General features: G+C 69.7%; 21 protein-coding genes and 1 pseudogene. 18 read left to right on the top strand and 4 right to left on the bottom strand.

What is annotated here, in order from left to right:
- Positions 1-32 precede the first annotated feature (32 nt).
- The 18 genes from rho to DVR05_RS01280 all read left to right on the top strand — a co-directional run bounded on the left by rho (position 33) and on the right by DVR05_RS01280 (position 15,796).
- Positions 33-2,027 carry a transcription termination factor Rho gene (rho, locus tag DVR05_RS01195; RefSeq protein WP_116243890.1) on the top strand — a complete coding sequence of 665 codons (1,995 nt, stop codon included), beginning with the start codon at positions 33-35 and terminating at the stop codon, positions 2,025-2,027.
- A gap of 288 nt (positions 2,028-2,315) precedes the next feature.
- A complete protein-coding gene (gene rpmE, locus DVR05_RS01200; RefSeq protein WP_116243891.1) occupies positions 2,316-2,525 on the top strand; it encodes a 50S ribosomal protein L31 in 210 nt (69 codons plus the stop codon).
- 115 nt (positions 2,526-2,640) lie between these two features.
- On the top strand, positions 2,641-3,711 hold the full coding sequence (gene prfA / locus DVR05_RS01205) for a peptide chain release factor 1 (RefSeq protein ID WP_116243892.1): 1,071 nt from the start codon (positions 2,641-2,643) through the stop codon (positions 3,709-3,711).
- A complete protein-coding gene (gene prmC / locus DVR05_RS01210; protein WP_116243893.1) occupies positions 3,708-4,571 on the top strand; it encodes a peptide chain release factor N(5)-glutamine methyltransferase in 864 nt (287 codons plus the stop codon). The genes prfA and prmC overlap by 4 nt, the downstream gene beginning before the upstream one ends.
- 191 nt (positions 4,572-4,762) lie before the next feature.
- On the top strand, positions 4,763-5,605 hold the full coding sequence (locus DVR05_RS01215; RefSeq protein ID WP_116243894.1) for an L-threonylcarbamoyladenylate synthase: 843 nt from the start codon (positions 4,763-4,765) through the stop codon (positions 5,603-5,605).
- A 12-nt stretch (positions 5,606-5,617) separates the two neighbouring features.
- On the top strand, positions 5,618-6,784 hold the full coding sequence (locus tag DVR05_RS01220; protein ID WP_116243895.1) for an MraY family glycosyltransferase: 1,167 nt from the start codon (positions 5,618-5,620) through the stop codon (positions 6,782-6,784).
- Between the two features lie 226 nt (positions 6,785-7,010).
- A complete protein-coding gene (locus tag DVR05_RS01225) occupies positions 7,011-7,451 on the top strand; it encodes a hypothetical protein (protein WP_116243896.1) in 441 nt (146 codons plus the stop codon).
- A 60-nt stretch (positions 7,452-7,511) separates the two neighbouring features.
- Positions 7,512-7,727 carry a hypothetical protein gene (locus DVR05_RS01230; RefSeq protein WP_116243897.1) on the top strand — a complete coding sequence of 72 codons (216 nt, stop codon included), beginning with the start codon at positions 7,512-7,514 and terminating at the stop codon, positions 7,725-7,727.
- Between the two features lie 93 nt (positions 7,728-7,820).
- Positions 7,821-8,678, top strand: coding sequence for a F0F1 ATP synthase subunit A (atpB, locus tag DVR05_RS01235; RefSeq protein ID WP_116243898.1), 858 nt, complete (start codon positions 7,821-7,823; stop codon positions 8,676-8,678).
- Between the two features lie 109 nt (positions 8,679-8,787).
- Positions 8,788-9,000, top strand: a complete 213-nt coding sequence (gene atpE / locus DVR05_RS01240) for an ATP synthase F0 subunit C (protein ID WP_116243899.1) — start codon at positions 8,788-8,790, stop codon at positions 8,998-9,000.
- A gap of 26 nt (positions 9,001-9,026) precedes the next feature.
- Positions 9,027-9,575, top strand: coding sequence for a F0F1 ATP synthase subunit B (gene atpF / locus DVR05_RS01245; protein WP_116243900.1), 549 nt, complete (start codon positions 9,027-9,029; stop codon positions 9,573-9,575).
- A complete protein-coding gene (locus DVR05_RS01250; protein ID WP_116243901.1) occupies positions 9,575-10,396 on the top strand; it encodes a F0F1 ATP synthase subunit delta in 822 nt (273 codons plus the stop codon). The genes atpF and DVR05_RS01250 overlap by 1 nt, the downstream gene beginning before the upstream one ends.
- A gap of 72 nt (positions 10,397-10,468) precedes the next feature.
- Complete coding sequence (atpA, locus tag DVR05_RS01255) at positions 10,469-12,097, top strand: F0F1 ATP synthase subunit alpha (RefSeq protein WP_116243902.1); 1,629 nt, start codon at positions 10,469-10,471, stop codon at positions 12,095-12,097.
- A 3-nt stretch (positions 12,098-12,100) separates the two neighbouring features.
- Positions 12,101-13,015, top strand: coding sequence for a F0F1 ATP synthase subunit gamma (locus DVR05_RS01260; protein ID WP_116243903.1), 915 nt, complete (start codon positions 12,101-12,103; stop codon positions 13,013-13,015).
- Positions 13,016-13,020: 5 nt separating this feature from the next.
- The gene (gene atpD / locus DVR05_RS01265; protein WP_116243904.1) at positions 13,021-14,463 is read left to right on the top strand and encodes a F0F1 ATP synthase subunit beta; all 1,443 of its coding nucleotides are present in this window, start codon (positions 13,021-13,023) and stop codon (positions 14,461-14,463) included.
- Positions 14,464-14,544: 81 nt separating this feature from the next.
- On the top strand, positions 14,545-14,934 hold the full coding sequence (locus DVR05_RS01270; RefSeq protein WP_116243905.1) for a F0F1 ATP synthase subunit epsilon: 390 nt from the start codon (positions 14,545-14,547) through the stop codon (positions 14,932-14,934).
- A gap of 23 nt (positions 14,935-14,957) precedes the next feature.
- Positions 14,958-15,458 carry a DUF2550 domain-containing protein gene (locus DVR05_RS01275; protein ID WP_232831910.1) on the top strand — a complete coding sequence of 167 codons (501 nt, stop codon included), beginning with the start codon at positions 14,958-14,960 and terminating at the stop codon, positions 15,456-15,458.
- Between the two features lie 44 nt (positions 15,459-15,502).
- Positions 15,503-15,796, top strand: a complete 294-nt coding sequence (locus DVR05_RS01280; RefSeq protein ID WP_116243906.1) for an MTH1187 family thiamine-binding protein — start codon at positions 15,503-15,505, stop codon at positions 15,794-15,796.
- Positions 15,797-15,874: 78 nt separating this feature from the next.
- Here the strand turns inward: DVR05_RS01280 and DVR05_RS01285 are convergent, their stop codons facing one another.
- The 4 genes and pseudogenes from DVR05_RS01285 to DVR05_RS01300 all read right to left on the bottom strand — a co-directional run.
- Entirely contained in the window at positions 15,875-16,471 is a 597-nt protein-coding gene (locus tag DVR05_RS01285) for a cob(I)yrinic acid a,c-diamide adenosyltransferase (protein ID WP_116243907.1), read from the bottom strand.
- A gap of 435 nt (positions 16,472-16,906) precedes the next feature.
- Positions 16,907-18,415: a M20/M25/M40 family metallo-hydrolase gene (locus DVR05_RS01290; RefSeq protein WP_116243908.1), complete on the bottom strand. Its 1,509-nt coding sequence runs from the start codon at positions 18,413-18,415 to the stop codon at positions 16,907-16,909.
- A 311-nt stretch (positions 18,416-18,726) separates the two neighbouring features.
- A complete protein-coding gene (locus tag DVR05_RS01295; protein ID WP_116243909.1) occupies positions 18,727-19,386 on the bottom strand; it encodes a DUF1707 domain-containing protein in 660 nt (219 codons plus the stop codon).
- Between the two features lie 74 nt (positions 19,387-19,460).
- Positions 19,461-19,628, bottom strand: a pseudogene (locus tag DVR05_RS01300) (response regulator transcription factor); the annotation flags it as partial.
- Between the last annotated feature and the right edge of the window lie 138 nt (positions 19,629-19,766).

Genomic DNA, 19,766 nt, shown 5'->3' on the forward strand with positions numbered 1-19,766 from the left:
GGCCGAGGCCCGCTCCTTGGGAAGGACCCTTAGTGAGCGACACCACCGAACTCCACACGGACGCGGCGGTCGACAGCAAAGCCACCACCGGCGCCTCCGGAGCGGAGGCCGGCGACACCGCGTCATCGGGAGCGTCGGCGTCGTCGCGGTCCCGAGCGGCCACGCGCGGGACCGGGCTCGCCGCCCAGAAGCTCCCCGAGCTGCAGAAGCTCGCGTCGAGCATGGGCATCACCGGTGCGGGGCGCATGCGTAAGAGCGACGTCATCGCCGCGATCGAGGCCAAGCAGGGCGGCCCCGTCGCCGCGCCGCCGAAGGCCAAATCCGCGAAGAAGGCCGATGCGGAGCCCGAGGCCGGTAAGGTCGAGTCAACCGACGGCCAAGCCAAGACCACGACCTCCGCGACGTCGGACAACGGCGACACCGCACGGACGGGTGCGGGTGAGCGGCCGTCGGGCCAGGCCGTGGCCGAATCTCAGGGTGGGCGGGGCGACAAGCCGTCCCGCAGCCGCCGTTCGTCCCGCAGGCGCGGAGACGAGTCCGGTGAACAGCCCCGATCGGCGGACGGCACCGACTCCACAACCTCCGCGAGCAGCGTGACCAAGACATCCAGCACCCCCCAGAAGAACGGCCCCGACACCTCCGAGGACCGTGAGCCGAGGTCCGGGCAGGGTCGTGAGCGCCAGCGCAACCGCCGCAACCGCAACCGCGGCGGTGACGACCAGAGCAACACCGGCGCCCAGCAGGGCGGTGGCGGCCAGAACCAGGGCCGCGGCGGCGGTGACGACGACGACTTCGGCGGCGGTGGCGGCCGCAGGCGGGGCCGCCGCCGGGACCGCCGGGACCGCCGCGGACGCGGCGGCGGCCAGGACCAGGAGCCGGTGATCGGCGACGACGACGTCCTGCTGCCGGTCGCGGGCATCCTCGACATCCTGGACAACTACGCGTTCGTCCGGACCACCGGCTACCTGCCCGGGCAGAGCGACGTCTACGTCTCCCTCGCCCAGGTGCGCAAGCACGGCCTGCGCAAGGGCGACCACATCATCGGTGCGGTCCGCCAGCCGCGCGAGGGCGAGCGCCGGGAGAAGTTCAACGCCCTGGTGCGCCTGGACTCGGTCAACGGGATGTCCCCCGACCAGGCCAAGGGGCGGCAGGAGTTCTCCAAGCTCGTCCCGCTCTACCCGCAGGAGCGGCTGCGCCTGGAGACCGAGCCGAACGTTCTCACCACGCGCATCATCGACCTCGTCGCGCCCATCGGCAAGGGGCAGCGCGGCCTGATCGTCTCGCCGCCCAAGGCCGGTAAGACGATGGTGATGCAGGCGATCGCCAACGCCATCACCGAGAACAACCCCGAGTGCTACCTCATGGTGATCCTGGTCGACGAGCGGCCCGAGGAAGTCACCGACATGCAGCGCACGGTCAAGGGCGAGGTCATCCACTCGACCTTCGACCGCCCGGCCGAGGACCACACGGTCGTCGCCGACCTGGCCATCGAGCGGGCCAAGCGGCTCGTGGAGATGGGCATGGACGTCGTCGTCCTGCTGGACTCCATCACCCGTCTGGGCCGCGCCTACAACCTGGCCGCCCCGGCCAGCGGGCGCATCATGTCCGGTGGTGTGGACTCCACGGCGCTGTACCCGCCCAAGCGCTTCTTCGGCGCCGCCCGCAACATCGAGGGCGGCGGATCGCTCACCATCCTGGCGACCGCGCTGGTGGAGACCGGCTCGCGCGCCGACGAGGTGATCTTCGAGGAGTTCAAGGGCACCGGCAACATGGAGCTCAAGCTCAACCGGGGTCTGGCCGACAAGCGGATCTTCCCGGCCGTCGACGTCGACGCCTCCAGCACCCGCAAGGAGGAGATCCTGATGTCGCGCGAGGAGCTGAACGTCGTCTGGAAGCTCCGCCGGGTGCTGCACGCGCTCGACACCCAGCAGGCCATCGAGCTGCTGCTGGAGAAGATGCGCGAGTCCAAGAGCAATGCCGAGTTCCTGATGCAGGTGCAGCAGACCACCGTCGGCCCCGAACGCTAGACGCGGCGTCCGCGCGTGACGGCCCCCACCCGCCCGGCGGGAGGGGGCCGTTCGCCGTGGGTCGGAGTCCTCCGCGTCCCCGAGGGAGGGAATGGACACTGGTCCCGGGAGCGTTGAGGGTCTGGCAGACTGGTAACCGGGACCGGCCCGCCCCTCCGCGAGGGGCCCGCCACCCGACCACCTGGATCTACGCGGCACCGGTTCGCGCATGGCCCACGACGAACGCGCCACCCCCGCGGGTGGTGCGCCTGGCATGCGTCCGGCGGTCGCCCTAACGAGGAGACACACATGAAGGCCGACATCCACCCCGAATACGTGCCGACTGAGGTGACCTGCACCTGTGGGGCGCACTTCATCACCCGTAGCACCATCACCGAGGGCAAGCTGCGCGCCGACGTGTGCTCCGAGTGCCACCCGTTCTACACCGGTAAGCAGAAGATTCTGGACACCGGTGGCCGGGTCGCCCGCTTCGAGAAGCGCTTCGGCAAGCGCAAGTAGCGCCGCCCGCGCTCCCGTGGCGCCGCCCCGCGCGGTCGGCGCCACGGGACGGGTCCATCCCCGAACGGGGAGCGGTGAGGCGAGGCGAACGAAACAAGACGGGGACGTGGCGGAAGTGAAGCTGGACGATCTTCTGGGGGAGTACTACGAGCTGGAACAGCAGCTCGCGGACCCCGAGGTGCACGCTGACCAGAATCAGGCGCGCACCCTGGGCAAGCGATACTCGCAGCTCACCCCCATCATCGAGGCCTACCGGGCGCTCAAGGGGATCGAGAGCGACATCGAGGCCGCGCGCGAGCTCGCCGCCGAGGACCCGTCCTTCGCCGAGGAGGCCGACCGGCTGACCCAGGAGGCCGAGGACCTCACCGAGCGGCTGCGCTACCTGCTCATCCCGCGCGACGCCGCCGACGACAAGAACCTCATCATGGAGGTCAAGGCGGGCGAGGGCGGCGAGGAGTCCGCGCTGTTCGCCGGCGACCTCGTCCGCATGTACCTGCGCTACGCCGAGCGCCAGGGGTGGAAGACCGAGATCATCGACGCCACCCACTCCGACCTGGGCGGGTACAAGGACATCACGATCGCCTTCAAGAACAAGGGCACCCCCGAGCCCGGCACGGGCGTGTGGCCGATGCTCAAGTTCGAGGGCGGCGTGCACCGCGTCCAGCGCGTGCCGGTCACCGAGTCCCAGGGCCGCATCCACACCTCCGCGGCCGGTGTGCTCGTCGTCCCCGAGGCCGAGGAGATCGAGGTCGACATCCAGGACAAGGACCTGCGGATCGACGTCTACCGCTCCTCCGGGCCCGGCGGCCAGAGCGTCAACACCACCGACTCCGCGGTCCGCATCACCCACATCCCGACCGGCATCGTGGCCTCCTGCCAGAACGAGAAGAGCCAGCTCCAGAACAAGGAGCAGGCCATGCGCATCCTGCGCGCCCGCCTCTACGCCGAGGCCCAGGCCAGCGCGGACGCCGAGGCCGCCGCCGAGCGCAAGAGCCAGGTCCGCACCGTCGACCGGTCCGAGCGCGTGCGCACCTACAACTTCCCGGAGAACCGCATCTCCGACCACCGCGTCGGCTACAAGGCCTACAACCTCGACCAGGTCCTCGACGGGGAGCTGGACGGGGTCATCAGGGCCCTGGTGGACGCCGACACCAAGGAAAGGCTCGAAGCGGCCCAGTCATCATGAACTTCCTGCTCGACGAGGTCGCCCGCGCGACACTGAGGCTCGCGGAGGCGGGTGTGGCATCGCCTCGCACGGACGCCGAGGAGCTCGCGGCGTTCGTCCACGGTGTCCGTCGAGGGGAACTGCACACGGTGCGCGACGCCGACTTCGACGCCCGGTACTGGGAGTGCGTCGCCCGCCGCGAGGCCCGCGAGCCGCTCCAGCACATCACCGGCCGCGCCTACTTCCGCTACCTGGAACTCCAGGTGGGACCGGGGGTGTTCGTCCCCCGTCCGGAGACCGAGATCATGGTCGACTGGGCCATCGACACGCTGCGCGCCATGGACGTCGCCGACCCGCTCGTCGTCGACCTGGGCACCGGCTCCGGCGCGATCGCGATCTCCATCGCCCAGGAGGTCCCGCGCTCGCGCGTGCACACGGTCGAGATCGACCCCGTCGCCCTGGACTGGGCCCGCCGCAACATCGACGCCAGCGGCCACGCCGACCGGGTCACCTCCCACTTCGGCGACATGCGCACCGCCCTGACCGAGCTCAACGGCCGTGTCGACCTGCTCATCAGCAACCCGCCGTACGTGCCCACCCGGGAGGCGGACGGCATCCCGCCCGAGGTGCGCGACTACGACCCGGCCCCGGCCCTGTGGTCCGGCGAGGACGGTCTCGACATGATCCGCGACCTGGAGGCGGTCGGCCGCCGCCTGCTGCGTCCCGGCGGCGCGATGGCCGTCGAGCACCACGACGGCCAGGGCATCGACATCCCGTGGCTGTTCCCCGAGGACAAGGGATGGCGCGACGTCCTCAACCGCAAGGACATGGCCAGGCGCGACCGCTTCGTGGTCATGCGCCGCGCCGACGAGGACGGCTAGGCTGTGTGTGCTCCGGTCCTCCGCTCGGCTTCGGACCGTGTTCGGGCGCCCGAGGGGCCAGGTGTCCTCACCCCCGGTCGCGCCCGTCGCTCGTTCCTCGCTCGTGGCCTGCCCCGTCCCGCGGACGCCCGGCGTCGACCGAACGAGACCTCCGCCCCCATCCGACCCGCTTGAGAATGAGGTGAACGCTGGTGAGCCGCATCTACGACTGCTCGGACGAGGCCGCCCGCAAGGACGGCATCGCCGACGCCGCGTCCGCGGTACGCCGAGGCGAGCTCGTCGTCCTGCCGACCGACACCGTGTACGGCATCGGTACCGATGCCTTCAGCCCGACGGCGGTCGCGGGCCTGCTCGCCACCAAGGGGCGCGGCCGTGACATGCCGCCGCCCGTGCTGGTCGGTTCGATGCGCGCGGCCACGGCGCTGGTGGAGGACTTCGGCAACCACGGCCGGGACCTGATGGAGGAGTTCTGGCCCGGCCCGCTGACCCTCGTGTGCACCGCGACCCCCAGCCTGAACTGGGACCTGGGCGACACCAAGGGCACCGTGGCCATCCGCATGCCCATGGACCCGGTCGCCCTGGAGCTGCTCAAGGAGGTCGGGCCGATGGCCGTGAGCAGTGCCAACAAGTCCGGCCAGCCCGCCGCCTCCCGGGTGGAGGAGGCGATCGAGCAGCTCGGTGAGGAGGACATCGCGGTCTACCTCGACGGCGGCGTGAGCGAGTCGCCGGTCGCCTCCACGATCGTCGACCTCACCTACGCGGTCCCGCGCGTGCTGCGCTCCGGCTCCATCACCATCGAACAGCTACGCGGAGTGTGCGGCACCGTCATCGGTGAGCTGCGCAAGGGGCGGACCAAGCCGAAGAAGGACGAGGAGGAGAAGACCTCCGAGACGGCCGAGGCCCCCACGACCTCCGAGGAGACGAAGGCCCCCGCCGCCGAGGCGGCCCAGACCCCGGCGGACTCCGGACCCACCGGCTCCGACGCGGCCGCGGAGGGCGGCCGGACCGCGGACGGCGACCGCTCCGAGAGCTAGAGGGGTCCGGACGTGCGGGAGTACGCACTCACCTTCGTCATCGCCGCCGCGGTGACCTACCTCCTCGTCCCGTTGGTGCGGCGCGGCGCGATCTGGTTCGGGGCCACGCCACCGGTCCGCGACCGCGACGTGCACACCGAACCCATCCCGCGCCTCGGCGGGATCGCCATCTACGGCGGTTTCGCCGCGGCGCTGCTGATCTCCGCGCAGCTGCCGCACCTGCAGAACGTCTTCGTCGCCCACACCTGGCGCGGGCTGCTGCTGGCGGGCGGGCTGATCACGATCATCGGGATCATCGACGACCGCTGGGGCATGGACGCGCTCAGCAAGCTGGCGGGACAGGTCGCCGCCGCCGGGATCCTCGTGTCGCAGGGGGTGCAGCTTCTGTGGCTGCCGTTGCCCGGGACCCAGCTGTCCCTGGGGCCGTGGCTGGGCGCGATGATCTCGGTCCTGCTCATCGTGGTGACCATCAACGCGGTGAACTTCGCCGACGGACTGGACGGGCTGGCGGCGGGGATCGTCGGTATCTCGTCCCTGGCCTTCTTCGCCTACTACTACGTGGTCGCGGTGGACCAGGGCTTCGTCCGCCAGTCCTACCCGGCGATGATCGCGATCATCCTGGCGGGCACGTGTGTGGGCTTCCTCTTCCACAACTTCCACCCGGCCCGGGTGTTCATGGGCGACACCGGCTCGATGCTGCTCGGGCTGCTGCTCACGTCGATCACCATCACGGTGACCGGCCAGTTCGACGCCAACACCGCCCGGGAGGAGTTCAACTCCTCGGGCCTGGTGGTCTTCCTGCCCATCCTGCTCCCGCTGCTGGTCATCGCCCTGCCCCTGGCCGACCTGGTGCTGGCGGTGCTGCGGCGCACCCTGGCGGGCAAGTCGCCGTTCGCCCCCGACCGCGGCCACCTGCACCACCGTCTGCTGGACATGGGGCACAGCCATGTGCGCGCGGTGCTCCTGATGTACCTGTGGGCCGGAATCGTCGCCTTCGCCTCGGTGTCGCTGTCCATCTTCGACTCACCCGCGATCGTCCTGTCGGTGACCGCCCTCGTCGCCACCTGCGCGGTCGGACTCATCGCGCTGCCGCGACTGCGCCGCCGCGGTCTGCTTCCGTGGGGCGGCCGACGGAGGGTCGCGGCGACGAAGAATCACCATCCGATATCCGATGAATGAAGGAACGGTCACGCGTCGGATCGGCCTTCCCCAAGCGCGGTGTCTGTGACCTGCGATGTCGGATGTGGGGTCTGGTGTGGTGAAGGTGACATCAGTCCCGGAAAGCGCCCGTACAAGGGCCTTCGTACGGCGTTAAGGGTGCGTTAAGGAACCCCGGGATTCGGCACCAAAAACCTTGTGATAGCTTTCACGAGCAGGATCCCACTGAACCCCACGGAGCTTTGTCATGCAGGAACACGACGCCCGGATTCTCCGCGGCGCCGCGCTTCCGACTGCCGTCGTCGGCGTGGTCGCGCTGATCGTCGGTGTCGCTCTGGCCGGGACCCAGGGCCTGTTCGGTGCGCTGTTCGGCGTGGCGCTGGTCATCGGCGCCTTCGCCATCTCGGCCTTCGTCATCTCCTGGACCGGCGGTCGGCGACCGGAACTGCTGCTCCCCGTGGCGTTCCTGGTCTACACGACCAAGCTCGGTATCCTGCTGGCCATCCTCCTCCTGTTCAGGGGCACCACGGCCCTGGACACGACCGTCTTCGGGTGGACGGCGCTCGCCTGTGTCATCGCGTGGCTCGCGGCCCAGGCCGTGGCCATCAAGCGGAGCAAGCAGCCGACCATCGTCCCCGAGGGGGAACAGGACGAGGCCACCGCCGAGGACAGTGGGGTACACCAGTGAACCCGCGCGGGCGGGGTGGTGTGCGCAGCCCGCTGACCTACTGCTATCTTCCGGAGCGAGATGAACGAGAACCGAAAAGGGGACGACGGGGAACCGTCCACCCCGAACGGCACGACTCTCGTCTCGTATCTGCTGGGGGGCCTCGCCTTCTGGGGCGGCGTGGGCTGGGTCGCCGACTGGGCACTGGGCTTCTCCGCCCTGTTCCTGCCCGTCGGACTGGTCGTCGGCCTGGTCGGCGGGATCTACCTCATCTACGCCCAGCATGTCCGGTCCTGACCGAACATCGAGGTGCGCCCGCCCGCGCTCGGCGCGGCACCGTACCGAACACAACCCTGAGGATTGAGTTGCGTCACGACGAAAGGGATCGCCGTGGGTGCTGACGTGAGCGTCGTCGCGGCGTCCGAGCCAGGCTGCCACATTTTCAACGACTTCGGCTGTGGGTTCGAGGCTCCCGGAGTCAGCCTCTTCTTCCCCACCCCCTGGGTCGACTTCGGTCTTCCCGGAACCTCCGGCCTGAACAAGTACTACCTGGTCGCGGTCGTCGCCCTGCTGGTCGCCGCCGCCTTCTGGTACTTCACCACGCGCAACGCGAAGGTCGTCCCCAGCCGCGGTCAGAGCATGGCCGAGCTGCTGGTCGGTTTCCTGCGCGACCAGGTCACCCGGACCGCCATCGGCAAGGAGGGGGACCGCTACCTCCCCCTGATGGTGACCCTGTTCATCTTCATCTTCAGCATGAACGTCATGGGTCTCATCCCCGGCCTCCAGCTGCCGGTGACCTCCAACCTGGCCTTCCCCGCGGTCCTGGCCATCATCGTCTTCCTGCTGTGGAACGTCATCGGCATCCGCCACCACGGGTTCGGCGGCCACTTCAAGGCCCGGCTGGTTCCCAGCGGTGTCCCGGGGTGGATCCTGCCGATCGTCGTACCGATCGAGGCGTTGTCGAACTTCGTCATCCGCCCCGGCACGCACATGATCCGTCTGTTCGCGACCATGTTCGCCGGGCACCTGCTGCTCGCGCTGTTCGCGGCGGCCGGGTTCTACATGTTCAACCCCACCTCCCCGATGGGCCCGATCTTCGGCGCCATCTCGGTGGGCTACTCCGGCCTCGCCCTGGTCGGCTTCCTGCTCTTCACGGCCTTCGAGCTGTTCATCATGGCGGTCCAGGCCTACGTCTTCGTCCTCCTGTCCTCCATCTACATCGGTGAGGCGCTGGAGGGCGCGCACTAGGAGTCCGGCCGCACGGCCCGTGTCTCCGCGCACCCCAAGAACCCCGTCCGAATCGTCACCCACACCGGCGGCACCATGGTCGCCGGCGAGAAGTAAAGGGAAAATCAGCATGGACATCACCGGCAGCATCAACACCATCGGTTACGGTCTCGCCGCCATCGGCCCCGGCATCGGCGTCGGCCTCGTCTTCGGTCTCGGCGTGCAGGCCATCGCCCGCCAGCCCGAGGCGCGCGGCGTCCTCCAGGGCCAGATGATCTTCGGCTTCGCGGTCATCGAGGCCCTCGCCATCCTCGGCTTCGTTCTCGCGTTCGCCCAGGCCTAGTCACCGGTTCATCGAACGCGAAGGGGATGCCAACCGTGATTTTGGCAGCTGAACAAGAAAACGTCCTGCGTATCCACTGGGACGAGTTCACCTTCGGTCTCATCGCCTTCCTCGTCATCCTGGCCGTCGTCTACAAGATGTGGCCCAGGCTGACGAAGGCGCTTGACGAGCGTGCCGACCAGATCGAGGGTGGCATCGCTCGCGCTCAGAAGGCCGAGGCCGAGGCGGACGAGATCCGCCAGCAGTACAAGGAGAAGCTCGAGGAGGCGCACCGCGAGTACGCCCAGGAGCTGGAGAAGGCCAAGGAGCAGCGCGCGGCGATCATCGCCGAGGCTCGCGAGGAGGCCCAGGTCGAGGCGCGGCGGATCATCGAGGCCGCCCAGGCCCAGATCGAGGCCGACCGCCAGCAGGCCTTCGTCCAGCTCCGGGGTGAGATCGGCGCCCTGTCGACCGAACTCGCGACCCGCATCGTCGGTGAGACCCTCGGCGACGACGCCGCGCGCTCGCGCGTGGTGGACCGGTTCCTGGAGGAGCTGGAGCGGAGCGAGGGCTCGACGCAGGCCGAGGTGCGCTGATGCGTGGTATCAGCCGTACCTCCCTGGCTGAGGTGACCCGGCGCCTGGACGAGAACGTCCTGGCGTCGGCCGACGCCGGTCAGTACGCGGTCTCCCTCGGCGGCGAGCTCTTCGAGGTCGTCGCCCTGCTCAGCGGCGAGCACTCGCTCCGCCGCTGGCTGGCGGACCAGTCCAACCCGGTCGAGAGCAAGACCGCCCTGGCCGGGCAGCTGCTGGAGAACAAGGTGTCGCCGTCCACGCTCATCGTGGTGGGCGACGTCGTCCAGCAGGACTGGTCCTCCGCGGCCGACATGGTCGAGGCCATCGAGCGCATGGGTGTGTACGCCACCGTCGCCTCCGTCGAGGGCACGCGCCTGGACGAGCTGGAGGACGAGCTGTTCCGCTTCCAGCGGATCGTCGTCGCCCAGCCGGACCTGCGCGCGGCGCTCACCCGCGAGGGTGCGGCCGTCGAGCAGCTGCGCTCGCTGGTGGAGAACCTGCTCTCGGGCAAGGTGAACTCCGCGACGCTGGTCCTGGTCAGCGAGGCGGTCACCCGTCCCAGGGGACGTACTCTGGAGCAGGCGCTCGAACACTTCGGGCAGCTGGTCGCCGAGCGGGCCCAGCGCTACGTCGCCGTGGTCCGCGCCGCGCACGCCCTGAGCGAGGCCCAGCAGGAGCGCCTGCGGGCCGTGCTCACCCGGAAGTACGGCCGCGACATCCACCTGAACATCGAGATCGTCCCCGAGGTCCTGGGTGGACTGTCCATCCAGGTGGGTGACGAGGTCATCGACGACACCATCGCCGGGCGCATCGCTGAGGTCCAGCGCCGTCTGGCTGGCTGACACACGCGAACACGCAAGGCAAGCACGCACGGCGCCGGCCCGGCGCCATTTGAGAGCAAGGACAACGCAGAGATGGCGGAGCTGACGATCCGGCCGGATGAGATCCGGGACGCGCTGCAGCGCTTCGTCCAGTCGTACGAGCCTGACGCCACCCGCGCGGAAGAGGTCGGAACCGTCACCTACTCCGGTGACGGCATCGCCCGCGTCGGTGGCCTTCCCTCGGCGATGGCGAACGAGCTGCTGAAGTTCGAGGACGGCACCCTGGGCCTGGCCCAGAACCTGGAGATCGGTGAGATCGGTGCTGTCGTGCTGGGCGACTTCACCAACATCGAGGAGGGCCAGAAGGTGCGCCGCACCGGCCAGGTCCTCTCGGTGCCGGTGGGTGACAACTTCCTTGGCCGCGTGGTGGACCCCCTGGGCGCCCCCATCGACGGCAAGGGCGAGATCGAGACGACCGAGCGGCGTGAGCTGGAGCTCCAGGCCGCGACGGTGATGGAGCGCAAGCCGGTCCACGAGCCGCTCCAGACCGGTATCAAGGCGATCGACACCATGACCCCCGTCGGGCGCGGGCAGCGCCAGCTGGTCATCGGTGACCGCCAGACCGGTAAGACCGCGGTCTGCATCGACGCGATCATCAACCAGAAGGCCAACTGGGAGTCGGGCGACCCCGACAAGCAGGTGCGCTGCATCTACGTCGCGATCGGCCAGAAGGGCTCGACGATCGCCGGTGTGCGCGGCGCCCTGGAGGAGGCCGGCGCGATGGAGTACACCACCATCGTCGCCGCTCCGGCCTCCGACCCCGCGGGCTTCAAGTACCTTGCCCCCTACACCGGTTCGGCCCTCGGCCAGCACTGGATGTACCAGGGCAAGCACGTCCTCATCGTCTTCGACGACCTGACCAAGCAGGCCGAGGCCTACCGCGCCGTGTCCCTGCTGCTGCGCCGCCCGCCGGGCCGTGAGGCCTACCCGGGTGACGTCTTCTACCTGCACTCCCGTCTCCTGGAGCGCTGCGCCAAGCTCTCCGACGAGATGGGCAAGGGCTCGATGACCGCGCTGCCGATCATCGAGACCAAGGCGGGCGACGTCTCGGCGTACATCCCCACCAACGTCATCTCCATCACCGACGGCCAGGTCTTCCTGGAGAGCGACCTGTTCAACCAGGGTCAGCGCCCGGCCATCAACGTCGGTGTCTCGGTCTCCCGTGTCGGTGGCGCGGCCCAGACCAAGGCGACCAAGAGCGTCTCCGGTACGCTCCGGCTCAGCCTGGCGCAGTACCGCGAGCTGGAGGCGTTCTCCGCCTTCGGCTCCGACCTGGACGCGGTCTCCAAGCAGCAGCTGGAGCGCGGCGCCCGGATGATGGAGCTGCTCAAGCAGGGCCAGTACTCCCCGTTCTCCATGGAGAAGACGGTCGTGTCCATCTGGGCCGGTACCACCGGCAAGCTGGACGACGTCCCGGTCGAGGACGTGCGCCGCTTCGAGGAGGACTTCCTGGCCTACGTCGACCGCGAGCACGCGGGCGTCCTCGCCAGCATCCGTGACAGCGGCAAGTTCGAGGACGAGGACAAGAAGGCCCTCGAAGGCGCCATCGAGAAGTTCAAGCAGGGCTTCAAGACCTCCGCCGGCACGATGCTGGGCGCCGAGGCGCTGGACGAGGAGAAGGTCGGCCAGGAGACCATCAAGGTCGCCAAGGGCGGGAAGTAACCCATGGGTGCACAGCTTCGCGTCTATCGCCGGAGGATTCGCTCGACCAAGTCGACGGCGAAGATCACCCGCGCGATGGAGCTCATCGCCACGACGCGCATCACCAAGGCGCAGCGTGCGGCGGAGGCTGCCGGACCCTACGCGCGGGAGATCACGCGGGCCGTGTCGGCCCTGGCCGCCCGGGTCACCGACCACCCGTTGCTGACGGAGTCGGAGAAGCCCACCCGCGCGGCCGTCCTCGTCATCACCAGCGACAAGGGACTGGCCGGCGCCTTCTCGGCGAACGTGCTCAAGGAGGCGGACTCCCTGACCCAGCTCCTCAAGGAGCAGGGCAAGGAGGTCGTGACCTACATGGTGGGCCGCAAGGGTGTGAACTTCTACAACTTCCGCGATCGCCCGATCGAGGCCAAGTGGGAGAACATCACCGAGCGTCCGACCTACGCGCACGCCCAGGAGATCGGCTCCGCGCTGCTGGAGAGGTTCACCACCGACACCGCCGACGGCGGCGTCGACGAGATCCACGTGATCTCGACGGAGTTCGTCTCCATGCTGACCCAGAGGGCGCACACCGTCCGGACCCTCCCCCTGGAGGTCGAGCCGGTGTCGCGGGAGGAGCTGGAGGCCGAGCAGGGGCCGCTGTCCCTGTACGAGTTCGAGCCGTCCGCGGAGGAGGCCCTGGACCGACTGCTGCCGCAGTACGTCAACAACAGGATCTACTTCGCGCTCCTGGAGTCCGCCGCGTCCCAGCAGGCGTCCCGTCGCGCGGCCATGAAGGCCGCGACCGACAACGCCGAGGAGCTCGCCAAGAACCTGACACGGCTGGCCAACCAGGCGCGTCAGGCCGAGATCACCAACGAGATCAGTGAGATTGTCGGCGGTGCCGACGCGCTCGCTGCTGCCAGCGCGGGAAGTGAGTAACAAAAGTGACTGCGACTGTTGAAGGGACGGCTGGGGCTGGCACCGCCACCGGCCGCATCGCCCGGGTCACCGGCCCGGTCGTCGACGTGGAGTTCCCCGTCGGCTCCCTCCCTGCCATCTACAACGCCCTGCACACCGACGTCACCGTCGGCGGCAAGCAGAAGACCATCACCCTGGAGGTCGCCCAGCACCTGGGTGACAACCTGGTGCGGGCCGTCTCCCTCGCCCCGCAGGACGGTATGGTGCGCGGCGCCGAGGTGCGCGACACCGGCGCCCCGATCAGCGTCCCCGTGGGCGACGTCGTCAAGGGCCACGTGTTCAACACCCTGGGCGAGTCCCTGGACGTGCCGACCTCGGAGCTGAACGTCACCGAGCGCTGGCCGATCCACCGTGCGGCCCCGGCCTTCGACCAGCTTGAGTCCAAGACCGAGATGATGGTCACGGGCATCAAGGTGATCGACCTCCTCACCCCGTACGTGCGCGGTGGAAAGATCGGTCTGTTCGGTGGCGCCGGTGTCGGCAAGACCGTGCTGATCCAGGAGATGATCACCCGTATCGCCCGCAACTTCGGTGGCGTGTCCGTGTTCGCCGGTGTCGGTGAGCGCACCCGTGAGGGTACGGACCTCTTCCTGGAGATGGACGAGATGGAGGTCCTCCAGGACACCGCTCTCGTCTTCGGCCAGATGGACGAGCCCCCGGGCACCCGTCTGCGGGTGGCGCTGTCCGCCCTGACGATGGCGGAGTACTTCCGCGACGTCCAGAAGCAGGACGTGCTCCTGTTCATCGACAACATCTTCCGTTTCACCCAGGCGGGTTCGGAGGTCTCCACGCTGCTGGGCCGTATGCCCTCGGCCGTGGGTTACCAGCCCAACCTGGCGGACGAGATGGGTCAGCTCCAAGAGCGGATCACCTCGACGCGTGGTCACTCGATCACCTCGATGCAGGCGATCTACGTCCCCGCGGACGACTACACCGACCCGGCTCCGGCGACCACCTTCGCCCACCTGGACGCGACGACCGAGCTCTCCCGCCCGATCTCGCAGAAGGGCATCTACCCGGCGGTGGACCCGCTGGCCTCCACCTCGCGCATCCTCGACCCGCAGTACGTGGGGGAGGAGCACTACCAGGTGGCCCAGCGCGTGAAGGAGATCCTGCAGCGCAACAACGACCTGCAGGACCAGATCGCCATTCTCGGTATGGACGAGCTGTCCGAAGAGGACAAGATCATCGTCAACCGGGCGCGGCGCCTGGAGCGCTTCCTCTCGCAGAACATGTTCGTCGCCGAGAAGTTCACCGGCAACCCGGGCGTGTTCGTGCCGCTGGAGGAGACCATCGCCTCCTTCAAGGCGCTCTGCGACGGTGAGTACGACCACCTGCCCGAGCAGGCGTTCCTCGACGTCGGCAACATCGAGATGGCCGTCGAGAAGGCCAAGAAGCTGCAGGGCTAGTTGTTCTTGCGGGCGGGTCGACTCCGTGCCATACGGCGTCGATCCGCCCGAACTCGCCCGCTAGCCGAGGAGTTTGTGGCAGTGTCGAAGAAGCTTTTCGTCGAGATCGTCTCTCCCGAACGTGAGGTTTGGGCGGGCGAGGGCGACATGGTCATCGCCAAGACCGTCGACGGCGAGATCGGTGTGCAGCCGGGGCACCTGCCCGTGCTCGCGCTCCTGGCCCAGGACGCGGTCGTCCGTGTCCTGGGGGCGCGCGAGACCGGCGAGGTGCGGGCGGCCGCGCACGGCGGTTTCGTGTCGGTCACCGGTGAGGGCCGGGTCTCCATCCTCGCCGAGACCGCCGAGCTGGCGGAGGACGTCGACGTGGACCGTGCGCGCGCAGCGCTGTCGAGCGCGACCGAGGAGGGCGACACCGACGCCCTGAGCCGCGCCCGCAGCCGCCTGCGCGCCGCTGGCGAGGACGTCGCCTAGCGAACCTGGGACCGAGGGGGGACATGGAGCAGAGGGAATCCGCTCTGGCGGGCATGGTCTCGTGGCCGGGGTCGGCGCAGTGGGTCGCCCTCGTCCTGCTCCTGGCCCTCCTCGCGGTGCTCGCCGCCGTCACCCTGCGCCGGTGGTTCCTGGTACGGCGCGGCGGGGCCGTGGAGTGTTATCTGCGCGCCCCCGGTGTACGGGGCCGCCGGGGCTCCTGGCGTATCGGTTTCGGCCGGTACGGCACGGAGAGCCTGGGCTGGTTCCCGATCTTCTCGCTCAGACCGCGGCCGACAGCGATGCTGTCGCGCCGCGGTCTCGTCGTTGTGGGGCGTCGGTCCCCCGACGAGGACGACCGCGTCCACCTGCCGGGCGACGTGAGCGTCCTCCAGGTCGCCTGGACGGGCTCGGACGGCGCGGATCCGCTGGAGCCCGAGTTCGAGATCGCGATGGGCGACGCCGCGCTGACCGGTTTCCTGTCCTGGATGGAGTCGATGCCTCCGGGAACGCAGTGGGAGGCGTGAGTGTCGTCCTTCACAGCGGTTCCCGGGGCACCTAGGGTGGCCCCATGATCGTCGCTTTCTCTGTGACCCCGCTCGGTACGGACGAGCACATCGCCCCCGCCGTCGCCCGCGCGGTGAAGGTGGTACGCGACAGCGGGCTGCCCAACGAGACCACGTCCATGTTCACCAGCATCGAGGGCGAGTGGGACGAGGTGATGGACGTGGTCAAGCGCGCGGTCGAGGCGGCCGGTCAGGGCGCCCACCGCATCAGTCTCACCCTCAAGGCGGACATCCGCGAGGGGGTGGTCGACGGCCTGCACAGCAAGGTGGAGGCCGTCGAACGCGAACTCGCGCGGTGACCGCCTTCGGGCACCGCCGGGGTCCCCGGGACGGGTCGAGCCGCTGGCGAGGAACGGGCGAGGACCGCATGGGCGGGGCTAGCGCTCCCCGCCGGGCTTCCACAGGATCTCGTCGCCGTCGCCGGCCACGTACCGGCCGAGGATGAACAACAGGTCCGACAGGCGGTTGAGGTACTGGGCGGTGAGCGGGTTGACGGTGTCGCCGTGCTCCTCGATCGCCGCCCACACGCTGCGTTCGGCCCTGCGGACCACGATGCGCGCGGTGTGCAGCAGCGCGACCGTGGGGGAGCCTCCGGGGAGGATGAAGCTGCGCAGCGTGGGCAGCTCCGCGTTGTAGGTGTCGCAGGCCTTCTCCAACCGGGTGACGTACTCCGGGAGAACGCGCAGCGGCGGGAACTCCGGGTCGGGCACGATCGGCGTGGACAGGTCGGCCCCGAGGTCGAAGAGTTCGTTCTGCACCCGGGTGAGCAGGGAGCGCACGTCGTCGGGGACCTCGCCCAGGGCCAGAGCGACGCCGATGGCGGCGTTGGCTTCCTCGGTGTCGGCGTATCCGACCAGCCGTGTGTCGTTCTTGCTGGTCCGGCTCATGTCGCCGAGCGCGGTGGTGCCCTGGTCCCCGGTGCGGGTGTAGATCTTCGACAGCACGACCGGTGTGTCCGTGTCCCGTTTGGTCATGGACCCAGCCTATGCCCGGACCGCTCGACCGCCCGGATCGCCCGACCACCGGAGCCCTGTCGGGGTGGTATGGCGGTGGCGTGCTGGTAGTCGTGTGACGGAGGATAACTGTTCCGCATCAAGGGGTGAAGGTGACCCATGTCACTGGTACCTTGTTGCACACAGGGAGCTACTCAACGTAGTTTCCGCACGGTGTCCGTATCGGCGATCCCGAGTGGATGATGATGAGGGGGGCCACCCGGGCACGCCGTGGAGGGGGAGGCACCGTTCGGGGCGGGTGGCGTGGAACCGGGGGGTTCACGCCACCCGCCCCGCCGTGTACCGGTCGCGGTGGGTACCCGTCGGCCGTCGGATGCGGGCGCCGCCGAGGATGGGACACCCCGACGGCGTCCGAGCACCGGGCCCGCGCGCGGCGAAGGCCCGGAACGGCGCGGTCTAGCGGACCCAGTCCTCACCCAGGCGGGCGAAGTCCGGAGCCGCGGCGGTCCGGAACACGCCGTTCACCGGCAGGGTGCTCTCCGCGAAGAACTCGACGCCGTGGGCGCCCGCGGCGGACAGCTCAGCCAGGGAGTCGCTGTTGACGTGCTCCAGCGTGTCCTCGGCCGTGTGGTAGTACGGGTCGAAGGTCTCCCCGGCCGTGCCGCCGTACCACTCCACCTGCTCTTCGGTCTTGACGCCGTCGGCGCCGCTGAACAGGCCGCCGATCGGGATCCCGGCGAGGGCGAACGCCCGGTAGTCGGTGCGCCCGCTCAGCACGCCGGGCTCGCTGACCTGGCCCTGGGAGTCGAAGTACTCCTCGAAGACCTGGGCGATCGCACCCGAGCCGGACGGCGCGGGCTCGGAGTCGGCCAGCTCGCCGCCGCCGTCCAGGACGAAGCGGGCGTAGTTGCTGGAGCCGATCATGTCGAAGTTGAGGTAGAGCGCGATGTCGTCGAGTTCGCTCTCGCTCAGCCCCTCCACGTACCGGGTCGAGCCGACCAGACCGCTCTCCTCGGTGCCCCAGAAGGCGAAGCGCACCTTGTTGTTGGGCGGGGCCTGCTCGGCGAGCTGGATGGCGGTCTCCAGCACGAACGCCGTGCCGCTGCCGTTGTCGTTGATCCCCGGACCCTCCTCGACGCTGTCGAGGTGGCCGCCCACGACCACGACGTTGTCGTCGCGTCCGCGTTCGGTCTCCGCCAGGATGTTGAAGGACTCACGGGTCTCGACGGTCGAGTCGACCATCACCCGCAGCTCCAGGGCCTCCCCGGCGGCCAGCAGGTCGGCGCCCGCGGTGCCGGACACCCCCAGGACCGGGATCTCCGACGGCTCGCTGACCGTGCCCGCGAAGAGCTCGTCGGAGCTGTTGACCACCAGGATCGCCGACGCGCCCGCGTCGGCGGCGTTCTGGGTCTTCTGCGCGAAGGTGCACGCGCCGCGCATGGTGACCGCGACGGCGCCCGCCGGGAAGCCCGCGAAGTCGTCGGCGGTGCAGCCGCTGTCGCCGCTGTCGACGTCCACCGGGACGCCGGGGGCGGTCACGTCCCCCGCCGCCGAGTAGCTCATGGTGAGGTAGTCGGTCCCGCTCACCAGGTCGACCCGGTCGGGGGCGGTCTGGCTGAGGACGGCCTCGGAGTTCTCCTCCCAGGAGGTGTACTCGTAGGTGTCGCGGTAGGGCTCGTACCCGGCCCGCTCCAGCTGGTCCTCGACGTACAGCGCGGCGACGTCGTAGCCGGGCGTCGCCGAGGCGCGGTTGCCGCCGTTGTAGTGGGCGATGACGGCGAGGTTCTCCAGGTGCTGTTCGATCGCCTCGGCGGTCACCGCCTCCGACAGTGAGTCCGGGCCGCGGCCGGGAACGTTCGCGTGGTCGGGGACGCGGGCGTGGTCGGGCGGTCCCGGTTCCCCGCCGGGGGCGGCGTGGGCGGGCGCTCCGGCCGCGAGGGTTCCGGCGGCCATCAGCACGGCCATGAGTCCGGCCGTCGTCGTACGCCGGGCCGTGGGGGAGGGGGAGTCCCCCCGGCGGTGTCGTCGAACGCGGTCATGGGTCGGTCGCAACGAGCCTCCTCCGTCGTACGGGGCCGTCGCACCGCGGGCGCGGGGGACGGGTACCCGTGGTGGGTGTGGCGACCGGTGCAGCCTGTCACCGGACGGAGGCACGGGCAAGGAGTGGTGGGGGAAATTGCCACAATCAGCCACGGGTCTTACGTTCGGCTGATCACTGTGGTTGGATAGAGGGCTCGATCCGAGCAGAACGTCTGACGCGCCTGGCGTCTGGCCGGTCAGTCGTCGGCGTCGCGCTGGTGCTTGCGCCGCTTGTACCTGACGTCCACTCCGCCCATGACGGCGATACCGCGAACGTGCACGATCGGCGCGTCGGGGGCGGCCGGTCGACTCTGCCCGCGACCACCGCCGAACCCGCCCATGATCGGTAGGCCGTGCACCCGTACCTCGATGTCGTCGGGGGCGACGATGTCGATGCCGCCCATGACGCACCCGGCCCAGATGGTGGTCTCACGCTGGGTGAACCGGGCCTCGCGCAGATCGAGGTCGACCCCGCCCATGCAGGTCGCGGCGACGAAGTTGTTCGGGACCACCCAGTTCCCGGAGCGGTCGGCGCCGCCCATGACCGCGATCGCCACGCGGCTGGTGGGTTCGGCCGCGGTGACGCGCCGGGCGCCGTGCAGGGACTGGGGGGAGGTGGGGGGCATCGCGGGGGCGGCGTCCCCGCCGGGCGCGGGCAGGTCCTCGGTGAGGGGGACGAGTTCACCGAGCGTCTTGGCGCGGTAGAGCGCCTCCAGGCGCTCGCTGTGCTCTTCGGGGTCGAGGCGGCCCTCGGCGAGGGCCTCGCGGAGTTGGTGCGCGACGGCGTCACGGTCGGCGTCGGAGGCGCGCATCCGACCCTCGCCCGAGGGGGTGATCTCGTTCATCTGCTCCACCATAGTTCGATTGTCCCGGCGCCGGGATCCCCCTCGCATCGGGGACGCTCCCTGATCCGCCCCTGATCCGGCGCCGCTCACGCACCGGGGAGCAGACCGCGTCGGATGGCCTGGCTGACGGCCGCCGTGCGGTCGGCCGCCCCCAGTGTGTCGTAGGCGCGCATCAGGCGTGTCTTGACCGTGGTCGCGCTGATGTGCAGGACCCGGCCGATCTCGGCGTTGGTGCGTCCGCCGGCTGACGGCCGCCGGCCAGAACGCCCGGCGGTCCTCGGGGCCGAACCCCCTGGTCGGTTCGTCGAGGAGGAGGGGTCCGGGGCGGCCCACGATGCCCGGGGTGACGTCGAGACGGCGGCGCCGCTGCCCTGCTGAGAGCGTGTCCCCCC

It is taken from the genome of Nocardiopsis sp. FIRDI 009, from assembly GCF_003386285.1.
GTDB lineage: Bacteria > Actinomycetota > Actinomycetes > Streptosporangiales > Streptosporangiaceae > Nocardiopsis.

What these genes read in the sequence shown, in the direction of transcription:
- atpF (WP_116243900.1), top strand. Translation starts at nt 9,027, where the DNA reads ATGCCAACCGTGATTTTGGCAGCTGAACAAGAAAACGTCCTGCGTATC.
- DVR05_RS01250 (WP_116243901.1), top strand. Translation starts at nt 9,575, where the DNA reads ATGCGTGGTATCAGCCGTACCTCCCTGGCTGAGGTGACCCGGCGCCTG.
- DVR05_RS01230 (WP_116243897.1), top strand. Translation starts at nt 7,512, where the DNA reads ATGAACGAGAACCGAAAAGGGGACGACGGGGAACCGTCCACCCCGAAC.
- DVR05_RS01280 (WP_116243906.1), top strand. Translation starts at nt 15,503, where the DNA reads ATGATCGTCGCTTTCTCTGTGACCCCGCTCGGTACGGACGAGCACATC.
- DVR05_RS01260 (WP_116243903.1), top strand. Translation starts at nt 12,101, where the DNA reads ATGGGTGCACAGCTTCGCGTCTATCGCCGGAGGATTCGCTCGACCAAG.
- DVR05_RS01225 (WP_116243896.1), top strand. Translation starts at nt 7,011, where the DNA reads ATGCAGGAACACGACGCCCGGATTCTCCGCGGCGCCGCGCTTCCGACT.
- atpA (WP_116243902.1), top strand. Translation starts at nt 10,469, where the DNA reads ATGGCGGAGCTGACGATCCGGCCGGATGAGATCCGGGACGCGCTGCAG.
- atpE (WP_116243899.1), top strand. Translation starts at nt 8,788, where the DNA reads ATGGACATCACCGGCAGCATCAACACCATCGGTTACGGTCTCGCCGCC.
- DVR05_RS01285 (WP_116243907.1), bottom strand. Translation starts at nt 16,471, where the DNA reads ATGACCAAACGGGACACGGACACACCGGTCGTGCTGTCGAAGATCTAC.
- DVR05_RS01295 (WP_116243909.1), bottom strand. Translation starts at nt 19,386, where the DNA reads ATGGTGGAGCAGATGAACGAGATCACCCCCTCGGGCGAGGGTCGGATG.
- DVR05_RS01275 (WP_232831910.1), top strand. Translation starts at nt 14,958, where the DNA reads ATGGAGCAGAGGGAATCCGCTCTGGCGGGCATGGTCTCGTGGCCGGGG.
- DVR05_RS01290 (WP_116243908.1), bottom strand. Translation starts at nt 18,415, where the DNA reads ATGGCCGTGCTGATGGCCGCCGGAACCCTCGCGGCCGGAGCGCCCGCC.
- prmC (WP_116243893.1), top strand. Translation starts at nt 3,708, where the DNA reads ATGAACTTCCTGCTCGACGAGGTCGCCCGCGCGACACTGAGGCTCGCG.
- rpmE (WP_116243891.1), top strand. Translation starts at nt 2,316, where the DNA reads ATGAAGGCCGACATCCACCCCGAATACGTGCCGACTGAGGTGACCTGC.